The 18,717-nt window shown below is 43.7% G+C and carries 17 protein-coding genes; 2 read left to right on the forward strand and 15 right to left on the reverse strand.

What is annotated here, in order from left to right; genetic code table 11:
* The 10 genes from IGJ44_RS08525 to IGJ44_RS08570 all read right to left on the reverse strand — a co-directional run bounded on the left by IGJ44_RS08525 (position 1) and on the right by IGJ44_RS08570 (position 9,375).
* On the reverse strand, positions 1-1,284 hold the full coding sequence (locus tag IGJ44_RS08525) for a dihydroorotase (RefSeq protein ID WP_074535789.1): 1,284 nt from the start codon (positions 1,282-1,284) through the stop codon (positions 1-3).
* A 36-nt stretch (positions 1,285-1,320) separates the two neighbouring features.
* Positions 1,321-2,247: an aspartate carbamoyltransferase catalytic subunit gene (locus tag IGJ44_RS08530; RefSeq protein WP_005235988.1), complete on the reverse strand. Its 927-nt coding sequence runs from the start codon at positions 2,245-2,247 to the stop codon at positions 1,321-1,323.
* A 47-nt stretch (positions 2,248-2,294) separates the two neighbouring features.
* Complete coding sequence (locus IGJ44_RS08535) at positions 2,295-3,575, reverse strand: solute carrier family 23 protein (RefSeq protein ID WP_005235990.1); 1,281 nt, start codon at positions 3,573-3,575, stop codon at positions 2,295-2,297.
* Between the two features lie 19 nt (positions 3,576-3,594).
* A complete protein-coding gene (gene pyrR / locus IGJ44_RS08540; RefSeq protein ID WP_005231374.1) occupies positions 3,595-4,131 on the reverse strand; it encodes a bifunctional pyr operon transcriptional regulator/uracil phosphoribosyltransferase PyrR in 537 nt (178 codons plus the stop codon).
* Positions 4,132-4,374: 243 nt separating this feature from the next.
* A complete protein-coding gene (locus tag IGJ44_RS08545; protein ID WP_074535788.1) occupies positions 4,375-5,283 on the reverse strand; it encodes an RluA family pseudouridine synthase in 909 nt (302 codons plus the stop codon).
* Positions 5,267-5,752, reverse strand: a complete 486-nt coding sequence (gene lspA / locus IGJ44_RS08550) for a signal peptidase II (RefSeq protein WP_005226122.1) — start codon at positions 5,750-5,752, stop codon at positions 5,267-5,269. The genes IGJ44_RS08545 and lspA overlap by 17 nt, the downstream gene beginning before the upstream one ends.
* Complete coding sequence (locus IGJ44_RS08555; protein WP_005226123.1) at positions 5,749-6,456, reverse strand: CBS domain-containing protein; 708 nt, start codon at positions 6,454-6,456, stop codon at positions 5,749-5,751. The genes lspA and IGJ44_RS08555 overlap by 4 nt, the downstream gene beginning before the upstream one ends.
* Positions 6,449-6,856 (reverse strand): hypothetical protein, encoded by a 408-nt coding sequence (locus tag IGJ44_RS08560; RefSeq protein ID WP_074535785.1) that lies wholly within the window; start codon positions 6,854-6,856, stop codon positions 6,449-6,451. The genes IGJ44_RS08555 and IGJ44_RS08560 overlap by 8 nt, the downstream gene beginning before the upstream one ends.
* Before the next feature lie 228 nt (positions 6,857-7,084).
* Positions 7,085-8,755, reverse strand: a complete 1,671-nt coding sequence (locus IGJ44_RS08565; RefSeq protein ID WP_074535783.1) for a formate--tetrahydrofolate ligase — start codon at positions 8,753-8,755, stop codon at positions 7,085-7,087.
* A gap of 209 nt (positions 8,756-8,964) precedes the next feature.
* Positions 8,965-9,375, reverse strand: a complete 411-nt coding sequence (locus IGJ44_RS08570) for an EbsA family protein (RefSeq protein ID WP_074535782.1) — start codon at positions 9,373-9,375, stop codon at positions 8,965-8,967.
* Positions 9,376-9,440: 65 nt separating this feature from the next.
* Here IGJ44_RS08570 and IGJ44_RS08575 point away from each other — a divergent pair, with 65 nt between their 5' ends.
* Positions 9,441-9,857 (forward strand): ribonuclease HI family protein, encoded by a 417-nt coding sequence (locus IGJ44_RS08575; protein WP_430605630.1) that lies wholly within the window; start codon positions 9,441-9,443, stop codon positions 9,855-9,857.
* Here the strand turns inward: IGJ44_RS08575 and cls are convergent.
* From cls to IGJ44_RS08595, 4 genes are all read right to left on the reverse strand, one after another.
* Positions 9,837-11,303, reverse strand: coding sequence for a cardiolipin synthase (gene cls, locus IGJ44_RS08580; RefSeq protein ID WP_015509734.1), 1,467 nt, complete (start codon positions 11,301-11,303; stop codon positions 9,837-9,839). The two genes, IGJ44_RS08575 and cls, sit on opposite strands and share 21 nt — an antisense overlap.
* 24 nt (positions 11,304-11,327) lie before the next feature.
* The gene (locus tag IGJ44_RS08585; protein ID WP_086295415.1) at positions 11,328-12,470 is read right to left on the reverse strand and encodes a cation diffusion facilitator family transporter; all 1,143 of its coding nucleotides are present in this window, start codon (positions 12,468-12,470) and stop codon (positions 11,328-11,330) included.
* Positions 12,471-12,747: 277 nt separating this feature from the next.
* Positions 12,748-15,390 (reverse strand): alanine--tRNA ligase, encoded by a 2,643-nt coding sequence (gene alaS, locus IGJ44_RS08590; RefSeq protein WP_074535779.1) that lies wholly within the window; start codon positions 15,388-15,390, stop codon positions 12,748-12,750.
* Positions 15,391-15,740: 350 nt separating this feature from the next.
* Positions 15,741-16,793 carry a DUF7278 family profilin-like fold-containing protein gene (locus IGJ44_RS08595; RefSeq protein ID WP_167827273.1) on the reverse strand — a complete coding sequence of 351 codons (1,053 nt, stop codon included), beginning with the start codon at positions 16,791-16,793 and terminating at the stop codon, positions 15,741-15,743.
* 70 nt (positions 16,794-16,863) lie between these two features.
* Here IGJ44_RS08595 and IGJ44_RS08600 point away from each other — a divergent pair, with 70 nt between their 5' ends.
* On the forward strand, positions 16,864-17,301 hold the full coding sequence (locus IGJ44_RS08600) for a GNAT family N-acetyltransferase (RefSeq protein ID WP_074535776.1): 438 nt from the start codon (positions 16,864-16,866) through the stop codon (positions 17,299-17,301).
* Positions 17,302-17,338: 37 nt separating this feature from the next.
* Here IGJ44_RS08600 and IGJ44_RS08605 read toward each other — a convergent pair whose 3' ends face one another.
* The gene (locus IGJ44_RS08605) at positions 17,339-18,685 is read right to left on the reverse strand and encodes a DEAD/DEAH box helicase (RefSeq protein ID WP_005226134.1); all 1,347 of its coding nucleotides are present in this window, start codon (positions 18,683-18,685) and stop codon (positions 17,339-17,341) included.
* Between the last annotated feature and the right edge of the window lie 32 nt (positions 18,686-18,717).

Below are 18,717 nucleotides of genomic sequence, written 5' to 3' on the forward strand. Positions count from 1 at the left end.
TTATTGCCCACCTTTTTGCCATACTAATTTTCCATTTACAAATGTATAACTTGTATCCCCATATAACGTCCATCCACCGAAAGGCGTATTGACTCCTTTTGATAGAAATTGCTTAGGATCCACGTTATAAGCTGATTCTAAGTCAAAAATCGCGAGATCGGCTTTGTCTCCGACCATCATCGTTCCGGCGCTTAGACCAAAGATTGATGCTGGTTTCACGGTCATCCAATCCACTAGTTGTTGCAAGGTAAAGCGTCCTGTTTTGACAAAATGAGTGTACAACAATTGGAAGGCATATTCTGATCCGACGATGCCAAATGGTGCTTTTAAAAAGCTTTGCATTTTTTCTTCATAGCCATGTGGGGCATGATCCGTCGCGATACAATCGATCGTGCCATCCAGCAGACCTTCGATCAACGCTTCACGGTCTTCTTGCCCACGTAACGGTGGGTTCATTTTCCAAAAGCCTTCATCGGCAGGAATATCTTCATCGATTAGAAGTAAATGATGAGGAGAAACTTCGGCTGTCACATGGATACCAGCTTTTTTGGCATCTCGGATCACTCGAACACTTTCTTTGGTCGAGACATGGCAGACATGGTAATGAGCACCCGTTGCTTCCGCCAAAAGTACATCACGAGCGATTTGAGAAGCTTCCGTTACACTCAAGATCCCCGGTAGTCCAAGTTCTTCTGCTTTTTTACCAGCATGCATCACGCCGCCAAAGAGTAAGGAATCATCTTCTGTATGGGCAACCAAGGCCAAGTCATTTTCGGCGGCTTGCTTCATTGCCAAATACATTGTGCCAGCAGTCTGAACCCCGACACCGTCATTTGTTAAGGCAAATGCCCCCGCGGCTTTCATTCCAGCTGCATCCGTCAACGTTTCGCTGCGCAAGTTTTCGGTGATCGGGGCGTATTGTAAGACATTGATTGACGCATCTGCGTTGATTTTTTCGTAAACAGCTGCTAATTTTTCCGGTGTATCGGGAACTGGGTCAAGGTTTGGCATTGCGCAAACTGTCGTGAACCCACCGCGAGCTGCTGCCATGCTGCCCGTTTCAATTGTTTCTTTGTATTCAAAGCCTGGTTCTCTGAAGTGTACATGAACATCCACTAAACCTGGCGTGATCAATTGCTCTTTGGCATCGATGACTTCGTCAAAATCTGTTTCGGGAAATGCTGTACCGATCCCGCGAATGATTCCTTCTTCGATCCAAATTGCTGCAGGAACACAGTGATTGTCTTTTTTGATGATTTTACCGTTTTTAATGAGTGTTTTCATGTAAACTTCCTCCTCTAATTCTTTCCTTTTTGCCTGTTAGGCCTTACCGTTCAACACCGCTTCAAGAATCGCCATTCGAACAAAGACGCCATTGGACATCTGTGTGATGATTCGTGAGCGTAAGCTTTCAACTAAGGCATCAGCCAATTCCACATCGCGATTGACCGGCGCTGGGTGCATTATGATCGCATGCTCTTTCATTCTTGCGGCGCGTTCGACGGTCAACCCGTGATTTTTTAAGTATTCTTCTTTTGAAAAGCTTTCCGTTCCATCATGGCGCTCGTGCTGGACACGAAGCATCATCATAACATCGACTTCTGCGACCAATTCGTCTAATGGTAGCCAATGACCGTATACTTCAAATTCTTCGTCATACCATTCCTTTGGACCTGAGAAGAAGACTTTCGCTCCGAGACGCTTCAACATTTGCATGTTTGATTTTGCGACCCGTGAGTGGGTGATGTCACCTACGATTGCGACTTTCAAGTCGTCAAAATGCCCAAACTCTTCATAGATCGTCATCAGATCTAGCAAGCATTGAGTTGGGTGTTGGCCGCTGCCGTCCCCGCCATTGATGATACTGCACTGGATCGTTTTGCTTTGGATCAAAGCGTCGTAGTAATTTTCATCGCCGTGGCGAATGACCGCAACGTCTACACCTAAAGCCGACATCGTCAAGACCGTGTCATACAAGGTCTCGCCTTTTTGAACAGAACTGGTGGAGGCTTCAAATTCGATGACTTCGATCCCTAGTTTTTTCTCAGCAACATCGAAGCTTTTGTGGGTTCTGGTACTGTTCTCAAAAAAGAGATTTGTTGCGAAATATTGTTCTTTTTGGGGCATCCATTTCGCCCCTCTTTTGAATTCTTGTCCTCTGCGGATGAGTCCCATCACTTCACGGTCCGTCAATGCTTCTACCGTCAAAAGATGCTTTAAGCTGATTCTTTCGGATTGAATAATCATGAATGAATTCCTCCTTTGATTCTGTTTAAACGATGAGTTGGCACAAGTTATTTTTCTTCGCTGCGAGAGCTGTCAGGTAAAATAAGATTCAAGAAGATCCCTAGGACAGTTGCTAACGCCATTGCGGATAATGTGAAGGTACCGACCGTGAAGACAAGACCGCCGATTCCTACCACAAGGATCACTGACGCAATGATCAAATTCTTCTTACGATCAAAATCGATTTTGTTGTCGATCAAAATTTTCAACCCGCTGGCAGCGATGACGCCAAAGAGCAGGAAGCTGATCCCTGAGATGACTGGACCAGGAATACTTAAGATCAATGCGCTTAGTTTTCCAACGAAGCCTAGTACGATGGCTAGAACTGCTGCACCACCGATAACGAACACACTGTGGACGCGTGTAATTGCTAAAACCCCAATGTTTTCTCCGTAACTTGTCACTGGGGGGCCCCCAACGAGACCGGCTGCAATTTGAGCAAACCCATCTCCCAATAGTGTTCGGTTCAAGCCTGGCTCTTCAAAAAAGTTCCGCTTCGTTAATTTGTTCAAGACCATCAGATGACCGATATGTTCGGTCATGGTAACAAAAGCGATCGGCGCCATCGTTGTGATTGCATTCAGATACAGTTTTGGTTCATAGTTAATGAAGGGAATCTCGAAGCTCGGCATGCCAAACCAGTTGGCGTCAATGATGGGCTGTACATCGACGATTCCCGCTGCTAAGGCGATCAAGTATCCGCCCACGATCCCCAGAAGGATCGGAATCAGTCCTAAGAACCCTCGCAGAAACATATTGAAGAAAATCGTTAATCCTAAGGTAGCCAAGGCTACCAGAATGTACTTGAAATCGTAGACTGAGTCATTGTACATCGCATTCTGAGCTGCGTTAGCGGCTAACCCTAATCCAATCACCATAATCACAGGACCGACAATGATCGGTGGTAAGATCTTATCCAACCAAGCAGCACCCGCACGTTTAATGATCATCGAAACGATCACGTAGACCAACCCAGTCGTGATGGCGCCTTGTGCGATAGCTGGGTAGCCGTCAGATTTCATCAGCATCTGCATCGCTGCGATAAACGCAAAGCTGCTGCCTAGATACGCTGGAATCTTCCCTTTCGTCGTAACCAAGTAAACCAATGTTCCAATACCTGAACTAACTAGAGCGATGCTGGGGTTGATCCCAACGAGGATCGGAACTAAAACGGTTGCCCCAAACATCGTGAAAAGATGTTGTAAGCTTAGGCCTAACCAAGGCAGTGCTTTGGGCCGATCTTTGATGTCTAAAACTGCGTCTGGATTACGAAATTCTTGCTTCTGCATGTTGCTGTCACTCTTCTTCCTAGTCGTTTTCTTTATTGATCATGATCCGGTCAGAACCATCGGATTCTTCCATCTCCACGATAATTTCTTCACTTAAAGCAGTTGGAATATTTTTTCCAACAAAATCTGCCCGAATCGGCAATTCACGATGACCGCGGTCAACTAAAACGGCGAGTGAGATTCTTTTTGGTCGACCAATATCCATGATGGCATCCAAAGCTGCCCGAATCGTCCGTCCTGTAAACAAGACATCATCGATCAAGATGACTTCTTTGCCATCAATGGCAGTCGGGATGTCTGATGAATGGATCTCTGGATCATCTTCTGTCTTTTTGTCATCTCGGTACAAGGTGATGTCCAATTCACCGACAGGTACTTCTACGCCTTCTAGTTGTTTTAAACGTTCTGCTATTCGTTGCGCGATATAGATGCCGCGGGTTTTGATCCCTACCAGCACCAAGTTATCAATGCCTCGATTTCTTTCAATAATTTCATAGGTGATCCGCGTTAACGCTCGTTTCATTGTTACTGCATCTACTACTTCTTTCGCTGCCATATGTTATTCCCTCCTAATTTTGAACATAAAAAAACTCCTACCTGCTTGAGGTAGGAGTCATGTTTTCCGATCGTTGCCTAAAATCCCATTCTGTGGATTTTGGGTACACGTTATCATCTAGTAAGGGTTCGAATCTCCAACGCGGGAGTCGTCTGCTTACTCATTCCTTCTTAGCCTCACGGGACTACATTTAAAGGAGCTATTTAGTTGTTACAATTACTATACAGTTCTCACACAAAAAAATCAATCATTTTTTCGCAATTTTTTTAACGTGTCCGCGAACAGCTCTGGTAATGGCGCTTCAAAGACCAGCGACTCGCCTGTTGTTGGGTGGGTGAAGCCTAGAAGCTTGGCATGTAAAAACTGCCCATTGCCTTTTAGCGTGCGCTTAGGTCCATATAGCGGATCGCCAGCTAGCGGAAAACCGATGTACTGCATGTGGACTCTTATTTGATGGGTTCTTCCAGTTTCCAATTGCAATTCCACCAAGGTAAATTGATCAAAGCGTTCCAACACGGTGAAATGAGTCACTGCGGGTTTGCCATTCTCGATCACGGCTTGCATTTTCCGATTAACTTTCGAGCGGCCGATCGGTGCATTGATGGTGCCTTTTTCGTGGCTGATATTGCCATGGACCAATGCTACGTACTTGCGTAACGATGTTTTGTCTTTCAATTGTTTCGCTAACGACTCATGTGCCTGATCATTTTTGGCGATCATTAACAGACCCGACGTATCTTTGTCGATTCGATGAACGATTCCTGGCCGAACAACATCATTGATCGTGGATAAATCATCCATATGGTACAATAACGCATTGACCAAGGTGCCATTGGGATGCCCAGCGGATGGATGAACCACCATCCCTTGCGGCTTGTTGATGACTGCCACATCAGCATCTTGATAGACGATCGTCAAAGGAATATTTTCTGGTTGTAAGTCTACAACTTCAGGTTCTGGTACTTGGATGATCAAGTGATCACCTGCTTTTACCTTATAATTTGCCCGAACCGTTTCGCCCTTCAATGTGACCGCATCTTCTTTTAGCCACTGCTGGATTTGTGACCGACTATGATTTGGCAAGCGTTCAGCCAACACTTTGTCGACCCGCCCTTTTTCTTCTTTAATGATTACTTCAATTTGCTTTTCCATTTGATTCTCCTTGTTTCCCTTTTGCTTCGTCATCTACCAGTGCATAAATAAAAATCAAGATCACCCCGAACACTAATGACATATCAGCGATATTGAAAATTGGGAAATTGATAAAATCAAGCTGGAACATATCGACCACAAAGCCATGCTGCAACCGATCGATAAAATTACCGATCGCCCCACCTAGAACAAACGCCAGTCCGAAACGAAACCATAGACTGCTTTTTTGGTAGCGAAACAATAGGTAAACAACAACAGCAACCGCGATAACGGTGATGATCGCAAAAAAGGTGATTTTTCCTTCTAGAATACTCCAAGCTGCGCCCGTATTCTGAAGATAGGTCAGGGACAACACATTGTCGATCAGAGAATGTGTTTCACCCAGTTGATAATTGGCAACGATCCAAATTTTCAGCCATTGATCCAAGCCAATGACAACAGCACTTAACAAAAAAAACAACGCGATCATAAATTTTCCACTCTTTCTTCTTTAAAAATATCTCGCGGACGGATGATGCCCAAGAGATTTCCATTCGGATTTTTATCCTTGGTGATCAAAACCGCCTCAAGCAGGGCATTTTTTTGAAACAATTCTTCCACTTCTACGATGGTCGTTTCAGCCGACACGAAACAATAATTCGATCGTTTCCCATCTCCTGCTAATAATTCATCTGCCGTTCTGCCTGCCAACTTGATTTCACCATGGAGGCTTTCTTTCGCTAACCAGTATCCCAGCATCCGCAAGGTGATCAATCCCAAAAATCGACCATTATCATAGATCGGAAATTGTGAATAGCGCTTTTGGGCAACGATTTTCAATAACTCTGGTAATGGCAGGTGCTTTTCAAAACCAGTCACTCGTTTCGCAAAACGCGGCATGACTTTTTCAGGTGCCAGTAAGGAGCGTTCAATTTCTTGGATGCGATTGACAACCCATTCATTCGGTTCTGCAATGACAAAGTTTTCTCCGATTTTTTCATGTACGATGGCATTGCGCAGCTGAGCCATTTGTAATAGATCATCTTCTGCTCTTCTGACATTGATATTTTTGCTTTTTGACAAGCGACGAACCATTTCAGAAAAACCCATATTCCGCGGATTATCCAATTCGTCACGAAGCCGCTTTTCGATTCGATTAAAACTGCTCAAAAATTGATCTGCACCACTAGCCATGAGGAACCTCCTTGATAAGATACGCTTTTTTTAAATAAATCAAAACAAAGACAAAATATGCCACTAAATACACACCGACAAAAAGCAACGAGTAAAGGGAGATGGATAATAAGCCCAATACCCCCATCATGAGAAAAAGGCTTAAATAAAAGCCGATATATATTCTTTTAAGCGCAGGATTCATCACGACCTCCAGCTTGAGCGCTGATTGGTCTTTTGGTAAATGAAAAGGCTGACTTTCTAAAAAAAACATGCGCACACGAATCGGCGTCTGCTCAGCCAGCGCCAAAAAAATCGTTTGCTGATGATTGATGGCAGCGATTCTTTTTTTTCCTTGCATGACCTCCAAGGGACTGCCCATTCCATAAAAACCAGTCCTCCTAGTTAGTTGTAGCTCCATTGACAAAGATCACCTCAATTGGTTAAGTATACTTGATTATCAAAAGAAAGAAAATAGACTTTTGCTTGCTTCCTTGATTATTATAACAAGAATCCCTACTTTTATCTTCCATCACGTCTAATGAACGAGAAAAAGACGAATGCCGCTTGCACCCGTCCTTTCAAGTCATCTCTTTCCGTTTTTCCGTTTCAAATGCCGCGAATGCCTTCTTTGTTTGTGATAGCTCTTTTAAAAAAGACCGATCGCTTGGCCATCAGAAGTCACGTCCATATTGATGGCGGCAGGTTTCTTCGGTAATCCTGGCATCGTCATCACGGCACCAGTCAAGGCTACGATAAAGCCAGCCCCTAATTTTGGCACGAATTCGCGAATCATTACTGTAAAGTCATCTGGTGCGCCCAATCGCTTTGGATCATCACTAAAGGAATACTGGGTTTTTGCCATACAGATCGGCAGCTGATCCCAGCCTTGTTCTTTGAAGCTTTGCAACTGTGCCTTGGCTTTCGGCGCAAACTCAACCTCTGCCCCGCCATAGATTTCCCGCACGATCAAAGAAGCTTTATCCGCTAAAGGCAAATCGTCGGTATACAAGCGTTGATAGTTGGCAGGTTTTTCCTCGATTACTTGAACCACTGCTTTTGCTAAATCCGTTCCACCTGCACCACCGTCTGCCCAAACGGCTGTCCGTGCGATGGTGACGTCGATTTTCTGGCACATGGTTTCGACTAATGTTCGCTCCGCTTCGGTGTCTTGTGAGAACTCATTAAGCGCAACGACAACTGGAATCCCGTATTTACGCATGTTTTCAACATGTCGCTTTAAATTACTGAAGCCTAACTCTAATGCTTTTAAGTTTTCTGTCCCTAAATCAGCCACAGCGACCCCACCATGCATCTTCAGTGCTCTGATCGTCGCTACTACTACGATCGCATCTGGTGCCTTTGATAAGTTCGGTGTTTTGATATCAAGAAATTTCTCTGCCCCTAAGTCAGCACCAAACCCAGCTTCGGTCACCGTGTATTCGCCTAAGTGCAAAGCCGTCTCGGTTGCGATGACACTATTACACCCATGAGCGATATTTGCAAAAGGTCCGCCATGGATCAGCGCAGGGGTTCCTTCAATCGTTTGAACGAGATTCGGTTTGAGGGCATCTTTTAAAAGTAAGGCTAAAGCACCTTGGACCGCCAGATCTTTTACGTAAATCGGTTGTTTCTCAAAAGAATAACCAATTAAAATCTTTCCTAATCGCTCTTTTAAATTATGAATGCTTGTTGCCAAGCACAAAATCGCCATGATTTCACTAGCAACGGTGATGTCAAAACCGTCTTCTCGGGGAACGCCTTGTAACGGTCCCCCTAGACCGACGATCACTTGTCGTAACGCTCGATCATTCAAATCGACAACCCGTTTCCATGTGACCCGACGTCCGTCGATCCCCAACTCATTGCCTTGCTGGATATGATTGTCGATCAATGCAGACAAGGCATTGTTTGCTGCTGTGATCGCATGTATATCGCCAGTGAAGTGTAAGTTGATATCCTCCATCGGCAACACTTGTGCTTTGCCGCCGCCGGTGGCGCCGCCTTTGATGCCCATTACTGGTCCTAAAGATGGCTCACGTAAGGCGATGACGGTTTGCTTGCCGATTTGATTTAACGCATCTGCAAGTCCAATGGTCACGGTTGACTTGCCTTCTCCAGCGGGTGTCGGACTGATCGCTGTGACTAAAATGAGTTTACCCAGCGGATTGTTTGCTTTTTCGTTGATTGCCGACCATTCGATTTTTGCTTTATACTTGCCATAAAGTTCCAGGTCATCGCCTGTTAAACCAAGTGGTTCAGCAATTTCAATAATCGGTTTAGGCATTGATTCTTGTGCAATTTCGATATCTGATTTCATTTTTACCCTCAATTCACGAACTATTTAGCACTTTAAAATGTATTTTGTTTGCTATGCTCTTATTATACTTGATTTTATTCAGAAAGAAAGAGAGATTTTTCACACTTTTACAAGAAGTTTCACGAATCCTTAATGTAAACAAAAAACAACGTCCCTCCTAAGGCTGTAACGCCAAAAGGAGTGATCGCTGCTTTCTAGATTCCTATGAATTACTCGTTGGTTTCGACCTGCACCCTTTTTTCAGGGATTTTTTCTTGAAAAAAAGTTTCTAACCATGCCACATCTTTTTTACGCAACGTGAAGGTATATGTTTTTTGATGATCGGTAATGCTTATTAAACGGTTTATAATTTGCCATTTTTCTATCTCAGGTAAAGAAATAAGGCTTTTCTTCCATAAGCGCGCATAGCGAATCAGGAGCAAATCATTTCTGATGAGCATGCTTCGGTGAATCCCTAACCATACAAAAAAGAAAAAGACGGCTAATACGAGGTTGCTTTTCCAATAAGGTCTGGTATTTTCTAACGAAAGAATCAAACTGATAAATAATATCATCATAGTAAACGACCAATAAATGATCGCTGTAGCAGCTTCCGGTTGCCAATACAATTTACGCTTCATAAAAGTTCCTCACAACATAAAATTTCTAGTATACTATCTTTATCATATCAAAAAAGGGTGAGACAATGTTAAAAGTTTATCTTGATGCTTCCACGAAAGGCAACCCCGGCCCTAGTGGCGGTGGAATCGTCATTGTCGGTACTGATCTGCATGAACAAATTGCGTTTCCGCTACCTGATTCAACCAACCACCAAGCAGAGTTCGCTGTGATGGTCAACGCGTTGCAGCTGCTGATTGACAAAGGTTTACAGGAACAAACAATTATGCTCTATACCGACAGCAAAGTCGTTTCGCAGACCATCGACAAGAATTATACCAAAAACCCTGCTTTTTCTGATTATTTAACAGAAATTCAATACTTGTTGAAACAGTTCGCTTTAGCAATCATCCAATGGGTCCCTGAGAGTCAAAACAAAGGTGCCGACCATTTGGCACGCCAAGGATTAGCAAAAGCGATGAAATTAAAGGATCGGAGACAATAACCGAGAGAAGTTTTGTTTGAAGCGCAACCAGTAAGATTGCTTCGCCAAAATTTCATCCGTCAGTAATGTTGATTGTGCCATATCCTCTTCAAAGAAGCCTTTCAACGTTTGCGTGACATCGTGATCGTAGGCGAAGGCATTGACTTCAAAATTCAAGGCATAACTCCGAATGTCTTGATTCGTCGTCCCAAAGGAACTAATGGTATCATCCATCATGACCGTCTTCGCATGGAGGAAACCGTTGTTATAGATGTAGATTTTTGCACCACGACGATGCAAGTAATTGGCATAATGCTGCGTTGCCCGGTAAATAAATGGGTGATCCGGCATACATGGAATCATGATTCGGACGTCTACACCTGAGTGAATCGCAATTTCTAATGCATTCATCATACTGTCATCGGGAATCAAATAAGGCGTTTGGATCCAAATCGATTCTTTGGCAGCCAAAATCATTTTTACAAAACCGCCTTTGAGAATTTGGGTCTCACTTTCCGGCCCATCAGCGACGATCTGCAAATCAACATTTCCAGATCGCTCTTTCGGCGGTAGAATAAAGTAGCGATCCTCGTATTCCAGCTGATCCTCTTCTCTTTTTACAGATGCGTTCCAGTCACGAATAAAAATCTCTTGTAGTGTAAAACTGGCAGTACCTACGATTCTCGCATGGGTGTCTCGCCAATAGCCAAATTTGGCCTTTTTCCCTAAATACTGATCGCCGACATTAAAGCCGCCAGTCCATCCGATTTGACCGTCGATCACAACGATTTTTCGATGTAGATGGTAGTTCAATCGTGTGTTGCGGATTAGGTTCTTCGAAGTGATGAAAGGCACGACTTTTCCACCGGCATCAATCAACGGTTGAAAGAATTTCCGATTGGCCTTCGGTGACCCCCATGGATCATAGACCAAACGCACTTCAACACCTTCACGGGCTTTATCGATCAAGATTGACAAGAATTGGCCACCGATCTCATCATTAAAAAACGAATAATACTCCACATGCAGATTATCTTCTGCTTGCTTCATGTCCTCAAACAATGCTGCAAATTTTTCTTTTCCATCTGTATAAAATTCTACTTTGTTTCCTTTCGTCAAGGGCGATTCATCAAGGTTCTTAAAATAGCGCTCTAATAGATGATTGTCATCTGAGTAAGGATGTTCAGGAAAAGAATAATTGTGCACTTTGATGATTTGATTCAACTCATTGATCCTACTTTGGTGGTGCTCACTAAATTTATAAATAATTTCTCCGTCGATCCCCCGACCACAAAACAAGTACAACAAGAACCCGATGCCGGGGATGAATACCAACGTCATCATCCAAGCAAAGACACTTGCAATCGAGCGTGGTTTCCGAAAAACAGTAATAAAGGCAGCGATCGTATTAATAAACAAAAGTGCCAATAATACTGTGGAAATCATGCTCATATCCATTTTTATCATAGTTTCCTCCTATATCCTGTAACCCTATAATAGGTAACTGTGATCGAAAGCAAGCTTCAATTCATAGTCCCCTAGTGTTTCTTTGATTTTTTGTTTCAGCATTTCTTCGATTTCTTGATCACTATACGCCGATTTTGCGGGAATCACTAAATCAAAAGCCAACAGATCTCCTTTGACCTGAAAATCATGCATCCGTAACTGTGGGTCAACGAAGCGAATGATCTTTGACACTTCTTTTTTTAAATGCCGATACTGCTGATCTTGAATTGGTACTGGATCAAGATGACAGACCAGGTCGACCTTTAAAGATTGGCGAAAATCTTGTTCAATCGCATCAATCACCTCATGCGCTTCTCGTAAAGACCACGTTTCATCCACTTCGATATGCACACTGGCAAAGCGATTTTTCGGTCCATAATTATGAACCAGTAAATCATGGTAACCGAGAATCGTCGGATAGTGATCCAAGCGTTGCTCCATGGCAGCTACTTCTTCTTGGGTTGGGCGTGCCCCTAATAATTCGTTGATAAAGGAACGAATCATTTTGATTCCGCTAATCAAAATATACAAGGCAATCAGACAGCCGACAAAGCCATCGATACGTAGGCCAGTCAGCCACTCGATCGTCGCTGAAAACAAAACTGCCCCCGTTGTATACACATCGTTGAGACTGTCTTGTCCGCTGGCTTTAAGTGTTTGAGAGCCGATCAGGTTCGCCAGCTTGCGGTACATCGCTCCCTGCCAGATTTTGATCAAAATCGATAAGACCAAAACGATAAACAATAGTGGGGAAAAACGGATACTCGTCGGTTCCATGATGCGTTGCACAGAGCTGATGAGAAATTGGCCGCCAACAAACGTGATGATCAAAGATACTACAAACCCACTGATGGCTTCAAATCGCTCATGACCATATGGATGTTCACTGTCGGCTGGTTTCGCAGAGATCTGAAAACCGATCAATGTTAAAATAGACGAAGCGGTATCTGAAAGACTGTTGATGGCATCTGCCATAATCGAAACAGACTGGGCAGATAAGCCAATGATAAATTTCCCAGCAAATAATAGTAGGTTGGAAAGCAACCCGAGGCTACCTGCTAATTTCCCGATGGCTGTACGTTCGTAGACACCATTTTTTTTGCTACGATCTAAAAAAAAGTTTAGCAAATCATCACCCTCTCAAAAAACCATCTTTCTTATTTTACCCCGAAGGAATTCAATTAAACAACTATTCGTATCGTTTTTTCGAAAAAAAAAGCGAATTCCCTTCAATTATCAAACGCATTTTCAGATAACACGTAGGAAAAAAGGAAAAAGATAACGGAAGGGTCTCCCCCTCCGTCATCTTCGTTCAAAAAAGGAATGTGTTAAAGACCTACGCTCCTCTTTCACCTATCTTCTTAAAGGAAAGGAACTCGCGGGTATAGATTCAACCATAGTGTGCTTACTTGGCAGCTAACCACGCTGCTGCTGTCTCAAGTGCTGCTGCGATTCCTTCTGGATTCTTCCCGCCGGCTTGTGCCATATCAGGACGGCCGCCACCGCCGCCGCCAACTTTAGGTGCGATCTCTTTGATCAAATCGCCCGCTTTCAATCCTTTTTCGTTGGCTGCTTTCTTCATGGCAGCTAAAAGATTCACTTTGCCATCATTCGCGGTAGCTAACACTAAAATATCAGAATGGTCTTTTTGTTTCCATTGGTCAGCTAGTTGACGTAATTGGTTCATGTCCTTTACAGTCACTTTTGCTGTGATCAGACGCAGACCATTTACTTCTTTGACATCCTTGAAAACATCCCCTGCTTGCTGGTTTGCTAACTTGCTGGCAAGAGCTTCGTTTTCTTTTTGCAATTCACGCAGCTGCGCTTGCAGTTGTTCTGTTTTGGCAACGACTTCTTTTAATTGGGCGGATTTAACGATCCCTGCAATTGCTTTTAATTGCGCTTCTTCTTCATGCAATAACGTATAAGCTTCTTGACTAGTCACTGCTTCAATCCGACGAACACCAGCACCGATCCCTGATTCAGAAACGATTTTGAAAATACCGATATCCTCCGTATTTGCTACATGGGTTCCCCCACATAATTCGATCGACCAATCGGCAACATTGACGACGCGAACGTCATGCCCATATTTTTCACCAAAGAGTGCCATCGCTCCCATGCCTTTTGCGGTATCGATATCCGTTTCGATCGTCACAACAGGAAGAGCTTCCCAAATTTTCTGGTTTACGATTTGTTCCATTTGGCTCAGCTCTTCGCTGGTCACTTGCCCAAAATGACTAAAGTCAAAGCGCAAATGTCCTGGAGCAACTAATGAACCTGCTTGGTTCGCATGGCTGCCCAATACTTCTTTTAAGGCTTTATGCAATAAGTGAGTCGCTGTATGATTTTTAATGATCTTATTGCGACGATGCTGATCCACTTGTAAGAAATAGTTCATGCCTTCTTGTAGTGGCGCTTTGATTGTAGCAGTATGCAAGAACTGACCGTTCGGTGCTTTTTTGACATCCGTCACTTCCGCTACGATCGTACCATCTTCTGCTACGATCGTGCCTGTGTCCGCAACTTGTCCACCCATTTCTGCGTAAAATGGTGTTTCGGCAAAAATCAGTTTTGCTTCACCTGTCGAAACAGAATCATGTAACGCTTCGTCTTGGATGATCACTAATAATTCGCTGTTTGCTTCAAGTGAATCATAGCCAACGAAACGGCTGTCAACTTTGATATCTGTCAATAAAGCGGATTGTACGCCCATTGAAAGCTCCGTTTGTCGAGCTGCACGAGCACGGGCACGTTGTGCATCCATTTCTTGTTCAAACCCTTGGTGGTCCACTTTCAACCCTTCGTCTTCCGCCACTTCTTCTGTCAATTCAACTGGGAAGCCGTAAGTGTCATACAATTTGAAAATATCTTGACCAGCTAACGTATCTTGACCGTCTGCTTTTACTTGGGCGATCACTTGATTTAAAATATCTAACCCTTCATTGATGGTTTCATGGAAACGTTCTTCCTCGTTGCGGATCACTTTCTCAATAAATTCTTGCTGCTCTAGTACTTCAGGATAGTAGCTTTCCATGATCTCGCCAACGATCGGTACTAATTTGTATAAGAAGGCAGCATCGATCCCTAATTTTTTCCCATGCATGACTGCACGACGTAATAAACGACGTAAAACATAGCCACGGCCTTCATTTGAAGGAAGTGCCCCATCGCCGATCGCAAAAGAAAGCGCGCGGATATGGTCTGCAATCACTTTAAAGGAGATATCTGTCGTTTTGCTGTCGCCGTAGTTCACACGACCGCTTAAATCTGCCACTGCATTAATGATCGGCAGAAACAAGTCTGTTTCAAAATTGGTTGGTGCATTTTGAACGATGGAAACCATTCGTTCCAGCCCCATCCCCGTATCAATGTTTTTATGTGGTAGTGGTTCATAGGAGCCATCTGGTTGATGATTGAATTCTGAAAAGACCAGATTCCAGATTTCCAAATAGCGTTCATTTTCGCCACCAGGATAGTTTTCGGGATCATCTTCCGCTACGTCATTAAACTCAGGACCACGGTCATAGAAAATCTCTGAATCTGGTCCACATGGTCCTGCACCGATGTCCCAAAAGTTGTCTTCAATCTCAACGATATGCTCTGGTGTCAAGCCGACTTCTTCTGCCCAGATCCGTTTTGCTTCTGTGTCTTTTGGATAAACCGTGACATATAATTTTTCTGGATCAAAAGCCATCCATTCTGGTGATGTCAAAAACTCCCAGGCCCAATGAATCGCTTCATTTTTAAAGTAATCGCCGATCGAAAAGTTGCCTAGCATTTCAAACATCGTATGGTGTCTCGCTGTTTTCCCAACATTTTCAATATCGTTGGTCCGAATCGATTTTTGCGCATTGGTAATTCTTGGGTTTTCAGGAACAACACTGCCATCAAAATATTTTTTTAGCGTTGCCACTCCTGAATTGATCCATAATAGGGTTGGATCGTTGACTGGGACAAGGGACGCACTTGGTTCAATTGAATGACCTTTTGATTGAAAGAAGTCCAAAAACATTTGGCGTACTTCTGCACTGGATAATTGTTTCACGTTATTCTCCTACTTTCTTCTGTGTTCGCTTAAGATACAGGGGCTGACAAAATTGCTGGTAAGGCGCTCTTATGCCTGTCGAGTCATTTTGACGAAAAAAAACACCATTGCAGAGCAAGGACGTCGATACGCGGTACCACCTTGCTTGCAATGATGTGACTCATTACCTCTTAGACTCGTTAACGCGGAGTGGACGGCAACATTTCTGCTACAGTTGAGCACCAAAGGGAGCAATCCGTCTGAATTCATGTTTTTCTCTCAGCAATGAAAAACTTTCTGTAATGAATCATCAAACCGACCATATCCTTCGTCATTCAAAGTATAAGGAAATGTGTCGAAAAAGTCAATCCTCAAATCCGTTCTTTGTTGATCAGAATCGCTTTGCGGTAACGATAGCTTTGCGGAGAAAGCTTTTGATCTGGCTGCAGCATTTTCCGTGAACGGTAATAACTGGCATATGGCAAGGCATCGAATAAAGGATGCCCACAAATCTGCCAGTTCTCCATTTTTAAAGACAAGCCATCTGTCAGCTCCCACGCATCCGCAAGCCCATAGGTGCAGCCAAATAAATTCGGTTCAAGCAATTCAGCGGTTGACAAAGAGACACTATCGTCGCAGGACTTTTCATTGCCCCAGCGAAAAAGTCGCCGAGTCGCAGCACCGCAAACGTATTCCCATTGATCCTCTGATAGTAGCTGAAAGCCTTGTTTATCTAACTGCTGTTTCAATTCTGTTTGACTGACGGATTCGTGGGTAAATAACTGATAGGTTTCCGATAACGGCTCTAGTGCAGCAAAATAGCGATTCTCTTCGTGGTAAAAAGCGGGTAATTCCCAACGCAAGCTTTCCTCAAAGGACGCTGGTGCTGTGAATTGTGCCTTTAGCTCTTTTTCGAAAACACTGAATTGATCGACTAACCCGTGAAACTCCCCAGTGATTGTATTTAACTGCCCGATATACCTTGCGCCAGCAGGCAGAGAACTTTTTTGGACTAGCATAGGATCAATCACAGCTTTGCGCAAAGGGCTCGTAGACTCATTGACAAAAATCCCCCAATCCTGGCTGGTTTCTAACTCATAGATTGTTTCCAGCTGGCGAATGATCTCGTTGGGGGCTGACTGCCAATTTTTACTCCAGCAAGTAGCTGGTAATCCTTGCACACCGAGATCCCAACCTAAGATCGCCTCAGAGTTCCCTGGTATAAAGACAAAGTCTTCGCCATCGATCGTTAATTCAAAGGTCGCACATTTCAACCCTGCATACGTCAACTGACTAAAATGGACATCGGTGATCTCCTTTAAAGGACTGACAAAATACATTAAAATTTGCTGGATCAGCTGTTCTTTGATTTCAAAGGACAGTGTCTTCCAATTTGACCATTGTAACGCCTCAAAAAAATCCACGTCATTTCTCCTCTCATCTGCTACAATTACTATATAACGAGTATACCACGAAAAAGGAGGAAAACGACTGATGCTTTATTTTGGACGCAGTCCGTGGATGCTACAAGCGGTTTTCGCCCTGCGGCAAGCCGTTTTTGTGGAAGAACAGCACATCCCTATAGAATGGGAATTTGATGAAAAAGACCAATCTTGCCCATACTTTCTTTGGCTAGATGGACGCATCCCGATCGCGACCATTCGCTATCAATTCTCTTCACCGAACACTCTGCAACCTGATCGCTTTTGCGTAGCCAAGGCCTATCGGCACCAAGGATACGGCACCAAATTATTGCATTATCTCGAAATGCGTGGTGTCCAAGAGGGTGCCCTCCAATCAGTGTTATCCGCAGAGATCGACGCTTGTGCGTTTTATGAATCCTGTGGGTATCAAAAAAAATCCGAGCCCTATACTGAAGATGGTGTATTGTGTGTAGAAATGACCAAACAATTAAAAACAGCAGTCAAGTAAGAGAACACCCCTTACATGACTGCTGTTTTGGTAACCATTAACTATTCGAATTTTTCTTGTTTTTGCGGGCGGTTCGAGTCGTTTGACGACGTTCGATCTTCCGTTTTTCTTTGTTCTTCTTATCAACAGCCCATTGAATTTTTTTCTTGTAGCCAGGCTTGATTTTTTTCTTCTTTTTCTTGACTAAGCCAATCAAGGTTGGGTCTAATTCGTCACGAGATTTTTCCCGCTTTTGCCGACGATTCCGATCGTAAGTCGCAACGATCTCGCCATTTTTGATTTCCTTCGGTTGGAAAACAACCCCTAAATCTTCGATGGCTTGGATTGCTCCTTCATCGCTTGGATCATATAACGTGATCGCGGTCCCATCCATTTGGTTTCGACCGGTCCGACCAACACGGTGGATAAAGAAGTCTAAATCAGCTGGAATCTCAGCATTGATGACATGAGAAACCCCTTCAATATCAATTCCTCGCGCAGCTAAATCTGTTGCGACAACATATTGGTAGTCCAAATTTTGCACTTGGCGCATGATCCGTTTTCTTTCACGAGGACTGATGTCGCCGTGGATCTTCGCTACTTTTAAGCCTTGTTCCTTTAAGTAATCCGTAATTTCATCCACACGGCTCTTCGTGTTGGCAAAAACGATGGCAAGATAGGGATGGCCTGTAGTCAATAATTGGTAGATCAATTTATTGGTATTTTTCCCTTTGGTAGAAATCAACCAATTCTCGATCGTATCAGAGATGACTGCTTTCGATTTGATTTCTTCGATCAATGGATTGGCCATGTATTTTTTCAAGAATGGGCGCAATTTCTCTGGAATCGTTGCGGAGAAAACCAGCATTTGTAGTTTCTCAGGCAAACGTCCCGCAATTTGATCGACTTCTTCTAAAAAGCCCATATCCAAGGTCATGTCTGCTTCATCCACGACAAATACATTGGCAGTGTGAACCCCTAACGCTTGTTCGTTGATCATATCCAGGATACGACCAGGTGTCCCAATCACGACATGGGGCTGTTGATTTTGCAGACGGCTTAATTGACGTTGCTTATCCGTTCCTCCGACGAAATTTGACACTCGAATTTCAGGATCATGAAATCCGCCGATTTGTTTTGCGGCGTGATAGATTTGCGTGGCTAATTCACGACTCGGTGCAGTGATCACTACTTGCACTTCATCTTTTTCGGCATCGATTTTATCCATCAATGGCAGTAAAAATGTGTGGGTCTTACCACTTCCGGTCTGTGATTGCCCTACAACACTGCGTCCTTTTTGGATAACAGGTATCAGTTTTTCTTGCACTTCTGTTGGCTTAGAGAACTTTTTATCAGCAAGTGCTTCATAAATAAATGGTTGAAATTTAAATGACTCAAAAGACATTCAAACACCTTCTTTCTTTTAGCATCCTTTGG

It is taken from the genome of Enterococcus sp. DIV1368d (genome assembly GCF_050542975.1).
In the GTDB taxonomy this organism is placed as follows: domain Bacteria; phylum Bacillota; class Bacilli; order Lactobacillales; family Enterococcaceae; genus Enterococcus_D; species Enterococcus_D casseliflavus.